The sequence below is a fragment of the Streptomyces sp. A5-4 genome, assembly GCF_051131715.1.
Taxonomy (GTDB): Bacteria; Actinomycetota; Actinomycetes; order Streptomycetales; family Streptomycetaceae; genus Streptomyces.
In genome coordinates this window covers 8,834,430-8,848,002 of record NZ_CP178591.1, presented here as the reverse complement: position 1 = coordinate 8,848,002, position 13,573 = coordinate 8,834,430, and the positions used below count along the sequence as shown (strand labels likewise).

The following is a 13,573-nucleotide window of genomic DNA, read 5'->3' as shown; positions in this document are numbered from 1 at the left end:
GCCTCGGATGCATTCCGCCCCCGCCCCGTTTCCAGCGCCCGAGAACCCCGGACGCGACCACCGTGCAGCCGCCCCCGTTGATCAAAGGATGTGTTGAGCATGCAGGGTAGGACCTCTTTCCCCTCCGCTGCCCGGTCTGCCCACAGCGACCTGGGCAGGCGGGTGGCGCAGCGCCGTCAGGAACTGGGATTGACCAGGGCGCAGGTGGCCGAGCGGACCGGTTCGGCCTCCGAATACATCAGGTATATCGAACAGCGCCCGGCCGTGCCGGGCACGGGCTTCCTCCTGCGGCTGGCCAATGCCCTGGAAACCACCCTCAAGGAGCTCACCGGCGGCCTGGCCGATCTTCCGCCCGGCTACGGCCAGGCCAACCGGCATCCGCGGTTCACCGAGCTGAGCTTGCAGGAGTGCCGCGCGCTGCTGTCGGGGTACGGCGTGGGGCGCCTGGCCGTGACCACTGCGGACGGACCGGTCATCGCGCCGCTCAACTACTGCATCGACGAGGAGAACGTCGCCTTCCGGACCGCGCCCGACAGCGTCCTCGCAGCGGCCGACGGGCACCAGGTCGCCTTCGAAGTGGATCACATCGACGAGGCGACCAGTACCGGCTGGAGCGTTCTGCTCGTCGGCACCGCGCACGCGGTGACCGCGCCGCACGCCGTGCGCCATCTGAATGAAATCGCCCACTCCGCCCCCTGGGCCGGCGGTGGCAACCGCACCCTGTGGATGGCCCTCACCCCTCGGCGTATCACCGGCCGCCGCATCCTCGCGGAAACCCCCGGCACCAGTACTACAGCCGGAGATCTTGAAGGTCGGTGATCGGCGGGATCGGTCGGTGGTGCGCCCAGGGCCAAGTACCCGTGGCGTGGACGTGGGCGGGTCCGGCGTCCGCATGATCAGGTTCAGCATCGTCGTCCTGCTCACCGAGGCGGACAGAGGCGACGATCAGCACCTCCGCACCTTGCTGCAGGACTTGGCGCGCGTAACCGACATGCTGCTCCGTCGCCGCCTGTACGACGGACTGGGGGACTCCTCGCGGGTGGGGCTCGCACAACGCCGGTGTCGCGCCGGGCATTGACGATCACTGAATGAGTGACAGACTCGGCCCATGCAGAAGTTCTCTCTGGATGCCAAGGTCCGCGAGCACCTGCAGCGTGCCGCAGCAGCAGCCTCCGGACGTAGCGCGGAGACCGTCTACGGCGGCCACGAGCACGTACTGCGCCAGACTCTCGTCGCCCTGGAGGCGGGGCAGTCACTCACCGAACACGAAAACCCCGGCGAAGCCACACTGCTCGTTCTGCGCGGACGGGTGCGCTTGCGCAGCACCGATGCATCGTGGGACGGGATGACCGGTGACATGCTCGTAGTACCGCCAGTTCGGCACAGCCTTGAGGCACTGGAAAGATCCGCGGTTCTGCTCACCGTTGCAAAGCATCAATGAATGGCCTTGGCGCCGGTCCCGAGAGTGGCTGAACGCGTCGCCTGGCGCGGCTGTCCCCACCTCGAGCGCTGAGCCACACGCTTCGCGCATATCGCCCGGCAGGCTCCCCCGTGCGGTCAGGCAGGCCAACCGACACACATCGGGGTGCAGTGCGTGACCGGTTGGTGGCATTCCGGAGTCGATAAAGGGTGCAGTGGCACCTCCGCCAGCCATCGGCTATCCCTGGGAGAGGTCGGCCCGGCGCGTGTTCGGCCGTTGTTGTGCGCGGTCACCGCGGCCCTCGCATCGGCCGATGCCTCGGTCGTTGTCCCCTCTCCTCTCTCCTACCGCACAAGGACAGGAAGCCCCATGGGCAAGGACATCGGGATGGACGGGCCCCTGGCCGACGCCCTGGTAGGCAGTCGGCGGTTCTTCACCCGGGGTACGGTCTCCGCCGATCTGAGGACGCTGTCGCAGACCGGAGGGCGGGACGCCGACGACTTCTACCGGGACCGGTGGAGCCACGACAAGGTCGTCCGCTCCACCCATGGCGTCAACTGCTGAGGCGCCTCACACCGCTCAGCATGGCTCGACCACGAGGGCGAACTTCCTTTGGTGGAAGGCACGTTGCTCCGGCTGAAGGTCGAGCACCTGTCGAAGGACCGCGAAGCTCCACCGGTGTGGTTGTGGTCCTCGAAGACCGGCGCTACCCCCAACGATGTGAACCGTTGCTGGCAGGTGTATCTGCGTCGCTTCGATCTGGAGATGAGCAAGCCACAGTGCAGTCATACGTGTGGCTGTCCGTCATCGCGTCGGGTTCCTTCCTCGTTCGGAATTATCGTCGTCTGCTGGTGGTCGAGCCAGGCTTGTCGTGCGGGGCGACCGCGGGGCTGCCGGTGGAGTCGGCGGAGGCGGTCGACTTCGGCGGGATCGGCGCGCACGACCCAAGACCGGCGTGGACCGGGTTGCTGTTGGGCGGTGACCCAGCCGCGCTTGATCCACCCGAAGAGGGTGACGCGCGGCATGCCGATCTCGCGGGCGAGCTCGGTCAGCCACCATTCGTCACGGCCGAGCGGAGCCGCGGACCGGCGGATGGCCTGTTCATAGGGGCTGACGCAGCCCAGATCCCGCAGCAGCCCGCGTACTCCCTCGGTTCCGAAATGGTCGGGCGCTTGGGCGGGCGGAAGCCCTCCTCGTTGAGGATCTGGGCGATCTCGCGGGCGGAGCGTCCGGCGGCGGCCAGTTCGCGGGCTCGCGCGGCCAGCTGGGGGTAGTAGCTCAGCTGGTCCAGGCGGCCGACCGGCCGGATGATTTCACCGTCGGTGCGGTGCCCGCCGGCCCAGACGACCTGGACCGTGACGCGCTCACTGTCACCGATCACGGTGACGCGGACCGTTTCGATCAAGTGCCGGGTCAGCTGTTTGCGGTCGGTGGGTGTTACCCCTTGATCGTGGACACCCTGATCATTGGATCGTGAAGATCCGAAGGACAGGAGTTCCCGTTGGGGACGTCGAAGTACTCGTCTGAGTTCCGGGCCGATGCCGTCGCGTTGTACCGCTCCAGCCCGGGGCGGACGTACGCGTCGGTGGCCAAGGATCTCGGGGTGAACCACGAGACGCTCCGCACCTGGGTGCGGGATGCTGAGCAGGCCGCCGTGCCCGGCGCGGTGGAGGCCAGCGCGTTGGAGAAGGAGAACAAGCGGCTGCGGGCCCAGGTGAAGGAGCTCGAGCTGGAACGCGAGATCCTGCGGAGGGCCGCGAAGTATTTTGCGGGCGAGACCAGCTGGTGAGCCGTTTCCAGTTCGTTGCCGACCACAATGACGCCTTCGGCGTGAAGCGGCTGTGCCGGATCCTGGGGCTCTCCCGTTCCGGGTTTTACCGGCACCTGGCCGGTTCGGATGCGCGGGCCGGGCGGGCACGTGCGGACGCCGAGCTTGCCGAGCGGATCACGTCGGTCCACACCGAGTCCGACGGCACCTACGGGGCTCCGCGCGTCACCGCCGAGCTCCAGGGCGCCGGGCTGCGGGTCAATCACAAGCGGGTGGAACGCGTCATGCGGAAGTTCGACATCGTCGGGCTGCACCTGCGCAAGAAGGTCCGCACCACAGTCCCCGCGGCCGACGCCGTCCCGGTGCCGGACCTGATCCAGCGGAACTTCACCGCCTCCGCGCCAAACAAGAAGTACGTCGGCGACATAACCTATCTCCCGGTCGGCGACGGCCAATTCCTTTATCTGGCAACGGTGTTGGACCTGTACTCCAAGCGTCTGGTGGGCTGGTCGATCGCCGACCACATGCGGACCGAACTGGTCACCGACGCCCTCAAGGCCGCAGCCGGCGCGCGGGGAGGGAACCTGCGCGGAGCGATCTTCCACAGCGACAACGGAGCCCAATACGCCTCCAAGGAGTTCGCCCAGGTCTGCAAGGACCTCGGCGTGATCCGATCACGCGGGGCCGTCGGCACCAGCGCGGACAACGCCGCCGCGGAGTCGTTCAACGCCAGCATGAAAAGGGAGACCCTCAAGGGCGCGAAACGCTGGCCCGGAGCCCGCGCCGCCCGCCTCGCGGTCTTCCGCTGGGTCACCCGCTACAACACCTGGCGACGGCACTCAGCCCTCGGCCAGCAGAGCCCGATCAACTACGAACAGCGATCAACTACGCTGGCCTCCGCCGCATAACAACCGGTGTCCACGATCAAGGGTGAAGGCCCGGTGTCGGTGGTGGTGGGCGCCTGCCAGATGGCGGGCAGGTCGGCGGCCAAGGTCCTGATCTGCTCGCGTTCGGCGGCGGTGAGCAGGCGGGGCCGGGCGGCGAGGAAGCGGTCGTACTCCTCGCCCAGCTGCTGCCGCTCGGCCAGCGCACCCTCCCAGTCCTTCTCCAGCTGCCGTACCACCAGGCGGTTCTCGGGCTCGGCCAGTTGGTACTGACGTCGGGCGCGGTCGGCTACGTAGTCGGCGCGTTCCAGACGCTGACGCCAGATCCGGTCGACTTCCGCCCGGCGGAGCTGGGCCTGTTCGGCAGCGGCCAACGACACCTCCAGTGCCGCCGGCGCGATGGCCGCCATCAGCAGCCCGGTGACATAGCGGTCGACGCAGGGTCCGGACAGCTGCTGGCACAGCTCGCCGCCGTAGTCGCTCTTCGCGCGGCTGCACTCGTATATCGGCCACGGTTTCCCGCCTGCGCCGTGCTGATAGCGCACGACCATGCGGGTGTCGCACCGGCCGCAGAGGACCAGCCCGGGCAGCAGAGCCGGGCCGTTGCGCAGCGCGCCCAGGCTCTGCGCGCGGGCCCGGTTCGCCTCGATCCGCTCCAGATTACGTTCGTGACGCTCCATGCCGATATAGGCGGGCAGCACCCCGGGCAGATAGACCAGCCAGTCCTCCCGGGCCCGCCGGACCCGGCCGGTGAACGGGCGTCCCGCCCGTCGCCGCCTGGGGTCCAGGCGGCTGCGGCCGTAGACATAAATCCCCGCATAGGCCGGGTGACGGAGCATGTTCTGCACCCCCACCCGGCTCGGGCGGCGCCAGACCAGCTCGCCCCGCTCGGGCCCCTCGCGCGCCCGGATCCCCATCTGAATGCCGTGGTCGACCAAGAAGCGCAACACGGCGTTGATCGTGGCCAGTTCGTCGAACAGGTCGAAGACCAGGCGGACGACGGACTGCACCTGCTCGTTCGGGTCTAGGACGACTTGGCCGTCCGGGCGCCGGCGATATCCCACGGGCAGCGGCACGGCTAGCTCGCCGCGGCGGGCCTTGCCGATGCGCCCGTTCCACATCCGCTGCTTGATCAGGTGCAGTTCCGCCTCGCTGATCGCGCCCTTCAGCCCCAGCAGCATCCGATCGTTGTGCTCGGCCGGGTCGTAGACCCCGTCGGGATCCGCCAGGAGAGCCCCCGACAGCGCACACAGTTCCAGCAGCTGGTGCCATTCGCGTCCGCTGCGGGCCAGCCGGGACATCTCGATGCCCAGCACCAGCCCGACATGGTTCAGGCCGACCTCCGAGACCAGGCGCTGGAAGCCGGGGCGGTCCTCGACGCCGGATGCCGAGTGCCCCAGGTCCTCGTCGATCACCAGCACCCGAGACAGCGCCCAGCCCAGGTCAACGGCCCGTTGGGTGAGTCCGTACTGCAGCCGGGTGGACTCGGCGTGATCGATGACCTGCTGGGGCGTCGACTGACGGACATAGACGAGTCGGTCCCGGTGCCACGGTTGGACCTTGCCGTCAATCCGGTCCCACGGAGCGGGAGTCGTCGTGCTCACGGGGCTCACCCCCGTCCCGTCCGGCCGGGGCACTCGCGATCACCATCCGCGCGGCCAGCGTGCCCAGCAGCCGCACCACCATCTGACGATTCAGCTCCGGAACCGTTTCCCATTGCGACGACCGGGAGATTCCCCGCGCCAGGCTCGTTTATGTGCGCATTGCGGCTTACTCCTTGAACGGGCGATCAATCGCTTGAAGCAGTTCCGCGCGGTGGCCACTCGCTACGACAAGCGCGGCTACGTCTTCCTCGGCACCGCCAGCGCCGCAGCCGTAGTCATCTGGCTCCGGACCTGACGGTCGGACACAGCTCAGCCACGGCCCTCGGCGAGCCGCTGATGCCCGCACGGCACCAAGCCGCCGTTCTTGTCGAAGACCTCGGCGTCATGACCGGCGTTCACCCACACGGTGATGCCCTGGTCATGGACGACTACGTTGAACGGCGACTGCTCCGAATCCGCCTCGGTCACCACCGTGAACACCTCGCCCGGACGCATCCAGTGATCAGTTCCCCACGGTTCGACCCAGAGGCAGACCATGCTGCTGGTCTCGTTGCTCACGCTCGTCTTGGACACGCTCGCACCCTAACCAGCAACATGATCGACCGGACAATACTCCAGCCGGACTTCTTCATTAGCCCTGGTCAACGGCTTGGGAGTGGGGAGTGTAGCGGGCTGTGGTAAGGGTGGGACGGTCTTTGCCGGGCGCCACGAACGTGTGGCCGCGCCGCTTGTAATGGCAACGGCGGGCGCGTGCTTGGTGGCGACGGCGCCAGCGGGACCACGTCATCGTGTGGTCGCGGTCCGCAGGACGGTGGCGGGGTCCAGTTGCCAGCAGACGTCGGATCTCGGCCGGTGTGAGGTCCACGAGGTCGGGTGTGTCGGCCTCGGTGCCCCCTTTTCCCGTTGCTGGCTGGCCAGGACGGCGAGGAAAGCGTGCGCGAGCATGGCGAGTGTGATGTGCCGGTACCAACCCACGTAGCGGCGGACTTCGTACTGGTCCAGGCCGCATTCGTTCTTCGCGCTCTGGAAGCATTCCTCGATGTTGGCGTACGCCTGAACATGCACCAGTCGGTACGACTCAACGTGCACCGCTCTCCCGGGCCTTCGGGCTGGGGACGCCCGGGTCACCTGGTTTCCCAGGATGCGAGCCATGACCGTTCTTGGCGAGCAGGCCAGTGCGAGCGCGGGCCCAAGTTTCGATCGGGTCGAAGGCGTCCGAGCGCCAGGTGGTGGAGGTCAGAACGCCTCTGCCTCGATACGCGCGCATGATCTTGACGTGCGGCGGCCAAGCGATGAACCGGTGCAGGGCGGCCTCGTCCTGCCAGACCGCCACGGCACCACAGCGGCGGGCGGCGGGTCGTACCCACAGCCACATCCCGTGTGCTCCGTCCAGCTCGGGCCAGCCGGTCGCGAGCCGCCGGGCTGCGCGGTGAACCCCCGGCAGGTCCAGCACCGTGTTGAGCCGGAAGTCGGTGACGCTGACCAGGACGGGGCCATCCCGGCCGTGGTCCGGTCCGGGCGTCCAGGACGACTTCATAAGATTCATAAGCATATGCTTACGATCGGCTTGCGCACACGATTTGTCAACGGGTACGTTCTTCGGCATGACCGCAGCCCGGCCGAACACCCCCCGCCCGGACCTCGCCGCGATGGTCGTCCCCCTGGGCCGTGCACTGATGGCCGCGGAGCGGCCGGTCCTCGACGCCCACGGCCTGACCATGTGGGCCTATGCGGTGCTGTCCCACCTCGACGAGGCGCCACTGCGCACCCAGACCGCCCTGGCTGAAGCCATCCACGCCGACAAGACCAGGATCATCGCCGTACTGGACGACCTGGAATCCCGCGGGCTGCTGACCCGCCGACCCGACCCCAAGGACCGCCGGGCGCGCCTGCTTTCGCTCACTCCCGAGGGCCGCCAACTCCGGGACACCGCCCAGGCAGCCGTCCAGGACGGCGAGGAACGCCTGCTCCGACAGATTCCGGCCGCCGACCGTGAGACGTTCCTCCGGAGCCTGCTCACCCTGCACGCCATGAGCCACGGGTAGTGCACATCCGGTGCTCGGCACCACCGTGCCCTGCCGCCCATACAGACCGAGAGCACAGCCACCCGGGTGGGCCAGGCGCACCTACAGGGCGGGGAGGCGATCACATCTGAGCCGGGAAATGATCTCTGCACTCCATGAGCCCGCCGGCTGAGCGGACTCGTGAACGGCCCGGCCCTGTGGCGTACTTGCTGTGCATGTTCCCGTGTACCGCGTGGTGCACTTTGGAGCGAACGCCGACACTCGACCTTCCAGCGGCAGCCGGCGATGCGTACGAGGTCGGCGACGGTGGCTTCCAGGGGTGCACTGGCGAGGTAGTAGGCGAATTCGTCGGGCTTGGCGATGCTGCGGCGGGCCAGCATCCAGCGTTGCCGGGTGGGCTCCTCGCCGTCGAACTCGGATACGGCGGGCAGGCGGGCTGCGGCCCAGTCGTAGAAACGCTCGCCTTTGGCGCCGCTTCCTGCGGACAGCCGCTGCCAGGCTTCGGGTGGGGCCTGGCTGATGAGGTGGTCGATGCGCGGGCCGTGGACCTGCTGGGACTTGGGCACGGCGACGACGTAGGAGAGCTGATGGTCTTCGAGGAAGCGGCGGAAGTGGGAGTCCTGACCGTAGGCGGAGTCTGCGGTGACCCAGCCGATGGGCAGGGGTGAGGCGAGGGCTCGCAGGATGATTGCTTTCGCCGGTTCGCCCTTGGTGGCGAAGACGCGGTCGTCGGGGACGCGGGCGGCCCGGCAGCGTTCGCGGTCCTCGGTCCAGGACTTGGGCAGGTAGAGCTCCCGGTCAACCAGGGTGTGGCCGCGGGTGGTGGCGTAGGCGGCGAAGACGCCGATCTGGCAGTTCTCGGTGCGGCCCTGCAATGCCGGAGTATTGGCGCTGGACACCGGCGGAGGTGGTGCCCTTCTTTACGAAGCCGGTGTCGTCGATGATCAGCACGCCGTTGTCCGCGCCGAGGTGCTCGGCGACGTAGGCGTGCACCTCGTCGCGGACATCGTCGGCCTCCCAGCGGCTCCGGGAGAGCAGGTGCTGCAGTGCGTCGGGGGTGGCATGACCGGCGTATTCGGCAAGCTGCCAGCCGTTCTTGCGGCCCACCGGGCCCAGGAGCCCACGGACGTAGTCCCGCATCCGACGCCGGGGCTCTACCCGGGCGAAACGTCCCCCGACCCGCATGAGAAGTTCGCCAAGTTTCTCTTCCCACAGGCTTGTTGGTGCATCGTTCATGCGGGCGGACTGCCCGGAACGTTGCCACTACAAGCAGCGCGGCCACACGTTCGTGCGACGGCCCGGCAAAGACCGTCCCACCCTCACCCCAGCCCGCTACACTCCCCACACCCAAGCCGTTGACCAGGGCTAATGAAGAAGTCCGGCTGGAGTAAGTCGGCCGTCATCAGCGCCCGGTATCGCCGGACGAGTTTGTCATGTCAGGACCCGACACAGCTTCTCAACGCGGTCACCACACGAATCAGTGTCGGCAGGGCGGTCGATAGGCCAGGCCTGGAAAGTAACGGCTCCATTCGGTACGGGTGATGACCGGGTGGGCGATCTCGCAGGCGCGCGTCACCACGCGACGCGGGTCGGTTTCCCAGAGCTGCGCGGTGTGGTCGGCGCCGGCGGTGGCGATCGTCCGCCCGCCGGGATGGAACACCACGGCCTGGACCGCACCGACGTGCCCGGTGAGGACGGCCCGCGGGACGGGGTGCCGTAGGTCGGCCACGTTCCACAGGCGGGTGCTGCGGTCGTCGCTGGAGGAGGCCAGCAGCCGGCCGTCCGTGCTGAACGCCACGGAGGAGACGACATCGGCATGGCCTGTGAGGACAGCCAGTCGGGCCGGACGACGGGGGCGGGTGACGTCCCACAGCCGTATGGTGCGGTCGTCGCTGGAGGAGGCGAGAGTCCTTCCGTCGGGGCTGAAGACCACCGCGTCGACGAAGTCCTTGTGGCCGGTGAGGACGGCCCGCGGGGCGGGATGCCGTGGATCGCTCACGTCCCACAGCCGTACGGTGCGGTCGTCGCTGCCGGAGGCCAGCAGTCGGCCGTCGGGGCTGAACGCCACGGGTTTGACGTTGAGGGTGTGGCCGGTCAGCTTGGCCAGCGCGGTCGGAGCGGCCCGGTCCGCGACGTTCCACAGTCTGATCGTGTGGTCGTAGCTGCCGGTGGCCAGCGTACGGCCGTCGGGGCTGAAGACCACGAAGAAAACGGTGTCGGTATGGCCGGTCAGGATGCCTGCTCGGACCGGGGCGCGGGGATCGGACACGTCCCACAGCCACACCGTCCGGTCACGCCCCGCGCTGGCCAGTGTCCGGCCGTCCGGGCTGAACGCCACCGTGGCGACGGTGTCTGTGTGGCCGACCAGGGTGGCCGCCGCGACCGGACGGCGAAGGTCCGTGGTGTCCCACAGCCGTACGGTGCGGTCGAAACTGCCGGTGGCCAGCGTCCGCCCGTCCGGGCTGAATGCAACCGAACTGACCACCTGGGTATGGCCGTTCAGCGTGGTGGTCATGGTGCTGAGCAGTCCGTCTCGGGTGTCCGGGGTGGGGGCAAGCCGGTCGGCGGCCAGGCTGAGCTGGGCCGCCAGCGCGGGTCTGGAGCTCCGCAGCGCGATCGCCGCGACGGCAACCCGCTGCGCCAGGGCGGTATTGCGCTGCCGGGCCATCTCCGACTCGGCACTGACGGCATAGCAGGCCGCGGTCACCGCCGCGATCAGCAGGACCGCCAGCAGCCCGGTGAACTGCCGCATACGCAGCGAGCGACGGCGTGCCCGGTCGGCTTCGGCCCGCTCGACGGCCAGGCTCGCGTCGATGAAGTCCCGCTCCCTCGGGGCGAGTACGGCGGCCTGGGCTCTTTCGGCGACGTTCCCGACTGCCGCCAGCCAGGCGCAGGCCACCTCCAGGCGGGTGCCCCGGTAGAGCGCCCCGGGTTCCCTGCCGAGGGACTCCCACGCCTCCGCGGACACCGCGAGCCGATGGTGGATGCCCAGCCCCTCCCGGTCGTCGATGAGCCAGCCGTAGAGCCGGGGCCACCGGCGGATGAGTGCCTCGTGCGTGATCTCGATACCGGCCCGGTCGACGGTGAGCAGTCGAGCCGTCGTCAGCCGGTCGAGGACGATGCCTACGTCCGGGTCGCTCTCATCCAACTCGCTTCGGGTGATGCGGCGTTTGGTGTCCGCGGTGCCTTCGCCCAGCGCGGTAAGCCGGCAGAGCAGATTCTTCGTCAGGCTCTGCTGATGCGGTGTGAAGGTGTCGTACAGCGCCTCCGCGGTGTGGGCCAGTGCGCCGTCGATACCACCGGCCGCCTGGAACCCGGCCAGCGTCAGCGTATGGCCGCGGCGGCGGCGCCAGGTCTCCAACAGCGCGTGGGACAACATGGGCATGACGCCCACTCGGTTGTATGCGGCCGCTATCAGCTCGGCCAGCAGGGCGCTCTCCAGAACGCACCCGGCGTTCGTGGCGGGCTGGGTGATCGCCCGGCGCAGTTCATCGGTGCCCATCGGCCCTACCGCGACCTGGGCGTCGGCCATCACCCGGGCCAGTTCCGCATGGTTCGTACAGTGCTCGTAGAAGTCCGCACGCACGCCCAACACCACCCGGCACCGGCTGCCCTCGGTCTGCGCCGCGGTGACCAGCGAGGCGATGAAGCGGGCCCGTTCCTCCTGTTCCGCGCAGAGGGTGAAGGTCTCCTCGAACTGGTCGACGACCAGCAGCAGTTCGGCCTTGTCGGCGCGGCGGATCATGACCTGACGCACGGACCGGTGCAGATTGCGCGGGTCGGCCACCAGGTCGGCGTGCAGCCGTCCAGGAGCTTCGCCGGCGATCCCTGCGAGCTGGATCGCGCACTCCTCCAGGGGGTGCGCGCCGGGAGTGATCACGAGGGCCACCCCCTGCCAGCGGGGCACCAGTCCGGCCCGTAGCAGCGATGACTTTCCGGCCCCCGACGCCCCGAACACGGTCACCAACGACCGGTCCGCCAAACGGTTCAGCAGATCGTCGACCATTTCCTCCCGCCCGAAGAACCGGTCGCCGTCTTCGGCCTGGAACGCGGCCAACCCCGCGTAGGGCGCCCTGCCGGCACCCAGCGCGGCGGCATCCGTCCCACCGCTCGACGCCGCCTCCGCGTCCCGCGCGACCCGTGCAGCGGTCTCGGCAGCGGCGGCATGCCAGCGCCCGCTCCACTCCGCCTCGGCACCTCCACACGCGCGCACATACGCCAGCGTCACCGCGAGGCTCGGCAGCTTCCTCCCGTTCGCCGCGCTCGACAAGGTCGACACTGAATAGTGCGTAAGCTCGCAAAGTGTTCGATAGGTTGGATTTCCGGCCTTTCTTCGCAGGTCCCGCAGATCCCCCGCAAGTCGTAAGAGCGCGCTGTCCCCTGCCCCAAGCGGCCGCTCGCCACGTGGCACTCCGCCACCCCCGGTGTCACGGCTGATTGTTCCCGATCCGTTTGTTCGCCACCCCTCCAACGACGCCGAACAATTTTTCGCCCTAAATCGAGTGTGTCATGAATCGGGCTCTGTTCCGTAGTCGGTGGTGACGGCAGGTGACGGGCGTCGTTGATGTTGTATGCGAGATGTCAACTCCCTTGTTGCACTGGTGTTTTCGGGGCTTTCAGCGCTGGTCATCGAGGATGTGGCGGATGACGGCGGGGTGATCCGGGTCATCGCCCGGACCCGGGATGTTTCTGTGCCGTGCCCGGTGTGCGGGGTGGCGACGGCGAAGGTGCACGGGTATCACGTCCGGACGGTGGCGGATGTGCCGGTGGACGGTCGGCAGGTGGTGACCCGGGTCGGGGTGCGGCGCCTGGTCTGCCCGGTCCGGGGCTGCCGACGGCAGACCTTCCGCGAGCAGGTCCCAGGGCTGATCGAACGCCTTCAACGTCGCACTACGCGTCTGACCAGCCAGGTCTCCGGGGTGGTCGAGGAGTTATGTGGCCGGGCGGCCTCCCGTCCCACCCGGTTCCTGGCGACGCCCGTCTCATACGCCACTGCCCTGCGTCTGCTGCGGCGCGTCCCCCCGCCGGCGGTGTCGATGCCGCGGGTGATCGGGGTCGACGACTTCGCCCTGCGGCGCCGTCACCGTTACGCCACGATCATCATCAATGCCGAGACCGGGGCACGCGTCGACGTGCTGCCCGACCGCGAGGCCGCCACATTGGAGGCATGGCTGCGCGGGAAGAAGGAGATCGAAGTCGTGTGCCGGGACGGCTCGGCCACCTACGCGGAGGTCATCCGGCGGGCCCTGCCTGACGCGGTGCAGGTCAGCGATCGCTGGCATCTGTGGCGCAACCTGTGCGACAAGACCCTGGCCACGGTCCGCTCCCACGCCCCGTGCTGGGCCACCATCAATCCGCCCCGCCCCGGCGGGGTGCGCGAGCAGACCACCCGCGAGCGCTGGCACAAAGTCCACGCTCTGCTTGATACGGGCGTCGGCCTGCTGGACTGCGCTCGCCGCCTGGACCTGGCCCTGAACACGGTCAAGCGCTACGCGCGCAACCCCGAGCCGCCCAGCGAGAGGATGGCCCCGCGCTATCGGCCCACCCTGGTCGACCCCTACCGCGAACACCTGCGCACGCGTCGCGCAGCCGAGCCCGTAGTGCCCGTCACGCACCTCCTGCATGAGATCAGGAAACTGGGCTACACCGGCAGCGCCAACCTGCTGGTCCGCTACCTCAACCAGGGCCGCGCCGAGGGTGACCGCCCCGTGACAACCCCCCGCCGCCTTGCCCGACTCCTTCTCACCCACCCCGACCACTTGCGGACCAAGGACACCGATCTGCCCTGCCTCCTCACCGCGGCCTGCCCTGAGATGACCCAGCTCAGCGCCCTCATCAGCGACTTCGCCGCCCCACCGGCCCGTCAGAACGAC

At 68.7% G+C, this 13,573-nt stretch carries 11 protein-coding genes and 5 pseudogenes; 9 read left to right on the top strand and 7 right to left on the bottom strand.

What is annotated here, in order from left to right; translation table 11 throughout:
- Window positions 1-99 precede the first annotated feature (99 nt).
- The 5 genes and pseudogenes from ACLLJJ_RS41380 to ACLLJJ_RS41360 all read left to right on the top strand — a co-directional run.
- On the top strand, window positions 100-819 hold the full coding sequence (locus ACLLJJ_RS41380) for a helix-turn-helix domain-containing protein (RefSeq protein ID WP_434599960.1): 720 nt from the start codon (window positions 100-102) through the stop codon (window positions 817-819).
- 73 nt (window positions 820-892) lie between these two features.
- Window positions 893-1,078 (top strand): hypothetical protein, encoded by a 186-nt coding sequence (locus ACLLJJ_RS41375; protein ID WP_434599958.1) that lies wholly within the window; start codon window positions 893-895, stop codon window positions 1,076-1,078.
- Window positions 1,079-1,108: 30 nt separating this feature from the next.
- Window positions 1,109-1,441, top strand: coding sequence for a cupin domain-containing protein (locus tag ACLLJJ_RS41370; RefSeq protein ID WP_434599956.1), 333 nt, complete (start codon window positions 1,109-1,111; stop codon window positions 1,439-1,441).
- Between the two features lie 348 nt (window positions 1,442-1,789).
- Window positions 1,790-1,984 carry a hypothetical protein gene (locus ACLLJJ_RS41365; RefSeq protein WP_434600712.1) on the top strand — a complete coding sequence of 65 codons (195 nt, stop codon included), beginning with the start codon at window positions 1,790-1,792 and terminating at the stop codon, window positions 1,982-1,984.
- A 6-nt stretch (window positions 1,985-1,990) separates the two neighbouring features.
- A pseudogene (locus tag ACLLJJ_RS41360) lies at window positions 1,991-2,185 on the top strand (NF041680 family putative transposase); the annotation flags it as partial.
- A 283-nt stretch (window positions 2,186-2,468) separates the two neighbouring features.
- On the opposite strand, the gene ACLLJJ_RS41355 reads toward ACLLJJ_RS41360, so the two are convergent.
- Window positions 2,469-2,825 carry a hypothetical protein gene (locus tag ACLLJJ_RS41355; protein WP_434599954.1) on the bottom strand — a complete coding sequence of 119 codons (357 nt, stop codon included), beginning with the start codon at window positions 2,823-2,825 and terminating at the stop codon, window positions 2,469-2,471.
- Window positions 2,826-2,921: 96 nt separating this feature from the next.
- Between ACLLJJ_RS41355 and ACLLJJ_RS41350 the strand changes: the two genes are divergently transcribed.
- Window positions 2,922-4,096 (top strand): IS3 family transposase gene (locus ACLLJJ_RS41350; protein ID WP_434599953.1). Its coding sequence is split into 2 segments (ribosomal slippage): window positions 2,922-3,189 and window positions 3,189-4,096, totalling 1,176 coding nucleotides; the frame shifts between segments, so codons are not numbered across the junction.
- On the opposite strand, the gene ACLLJJ_RS41345 is transcribed toward ACLLJJ_RS41350, so the two are convergent.
- A complete protein-coding gene (locus ACLLJJ_RS41345; RefSeq protein ID WP_434599951.1) occupies window positions 4,057-5,676 on the bottom strand; it encodes a recombinase family protein in 1,620 nt (539 codons plus the stop codon). The two genes, ACLLJJ_RS41350 and ACLLJJ_RS41345, sit on opposite strands and share 40 nt — an antisense overlap.
- A gap of 172 nt (window positions 5,677-5,848) precedes the next feature.
- On the opposite strand from ACLLJJ_RS41345, the pseudogene ACLLJJ_RS41340 reads away from it, so the two are divergent.
- Window positions 5,849-5,971, top strand: a pseudogene (locus ACLLJJ_RS41340) (IS5/IS1182 family transposase); the annotation flags it as partial.
- Window positions 5,972-5,985: 14 nt separating this feature from the next.
- Here ACLLJJ_RS41340 and ACLLJJ_RS41335 read toward each other — a convergent pair.
- The 3 genes and pseudogenes from ACLLJJ_RS41335 to ACLLJJ_RS41325 all read right to left on the bottom strand — a co-directional run bounded on the left by ACLLJJ_RS41335 (window position 5,986) and on the right by ACLLJJ_RS41325 (window position 7,222).
- Window positions 5,986-6,249 (bottom strand): hypothetical protein, encoded by a 264-nt coding sequence (locus ACLLJJ_RS41335; RefSeq protein ID WP_434599950.1) that lies wholly within the window; start codon window positions 6,247-6,249, stop codon window positions 5,986-5,988.
- Window positions 6,250-6,459: 210 nt separating this feature from the next.
- A pseudogene (locus ACLLJJ_RS41330) lies at window positions 6,460-6,717 on the bottom strand (IS701 family transposase); the annotation flags it as partial.
- A 37-nt stretch (window positions 6,718-6,754) separates the two neighbouring features.
- Window positions 6,755-7,222, bottom strand: a complete 468-nt coding sequence (locus tag ACLLJJ_RS41325; RefSeq protein ID WP_434599949.1) for a hypothetical protein — start codon at window positions 7,220-7,222, stop codon at window positions 6,755-6,757.
- A gap of 58 nt (window positions 7,223-7,280) precedes the next feature.
- Here ACLLJJ_RS41325 and ACLLJJ_RS41320 point away from each other — a divergent pair, with 58 nt between their 5' ends.
- Window positions 7,281-7,721 carry a MarR family winged helix-turn-helix transcriptional regulator gene (locus ACLLJJ_RS41320; protein ID WP_434599948.1) on the top strand — a complete coding sequence of 147 codons (441 nt, stop codon included), beginning with the start codon at window positions 7,281-7,283 and terminating at the stop codon, window positions 7,719-7,721.
- 239 nt (window positions 7,722-7,960) lie between these two features.
- Here the strand turns inward: ACLLJJ_RS41320 and ACLLJJ_RS41315 are convergent.
- Window positions 7,961-8,936: pseudogene (locus ACLLJJ_RS41315) on the bottom strand (IS701 family transposase); the annotation flags it as partial.
- Between the two features lie 241 nt (window positions 8,937-9,177).
- Window positions 9,178-11,979, bottom strand: a complete 2,802-nt coding sequence (locus tag ACLLJJ_RS41310) for a WD40 repeat domain-containing protein (protein ID WP_434599946.1) — start codon at window positions 11,977-11,979, stop codon at window positions 9,178-9,180.
- A gap of 292 nt (window positions 11,980-12,271) precedes the next feature.
- Here ACLLJJ_RS41310 and ACLLJJ_RS41305 point away from each other — a divergent pair.
- Window positions 12,272-13,573, top strand: a pseudogene (locus tag ACLLJJ_RS41305) (ISL3 family transposase); the annotation flags it as partial.

What these genes read in the sequence shown, in the direction of transcription:
- ACLLJJ_RS41380 (WP_434599960.1), top strand. Translation starts at nt 100, where the DNA reads ATGCAGGGTAGGACCTCTTTCCCCTCCGCTGCCCGGTCTGCCCACAGC.
- ACLLJJ_RS41375 (WP_434599958.1), top strand. Translation starts at nt 893, where the DNA reads ATGATCAGGTTCAGCATCGTCGTCCTGCTCACCGAGGCGGACAGAGGC.
- ACLLJJ_RS41370 (WP_434599956.1), top strand. Translation starts at nt 1,109, where the DNA reads ATGCAGAAGTTCTCTCTGGATGCCAAGGTCCGCGAGCACCTGCAGCGT.
- ACLLJJ_RS41365 (WP_434600712.1), top strand. Translation starts at nt 1,790, where the DNA reads ATGGGCAAGGACATCGGGATGGACGGGCCCCTGGCCGACGCCCTGGTA.
- ACLLJJ_RS41325 (WP_434599949.1), bottom strand. Translation starts at nt 7,222, where the DNA reads ATGAATCTTATGAAGTCGTCCTGGACGCCCGGACCGGACCACGGCCGG.
- ACLLJJ_RS41320 (WP_434599948.1), top strand. Translation starts at nt 7,281, where the DNA reads ATGACCGCAGCCCGGCCGAACACCCCCCGCCCGGACCTCGCCGCGATG.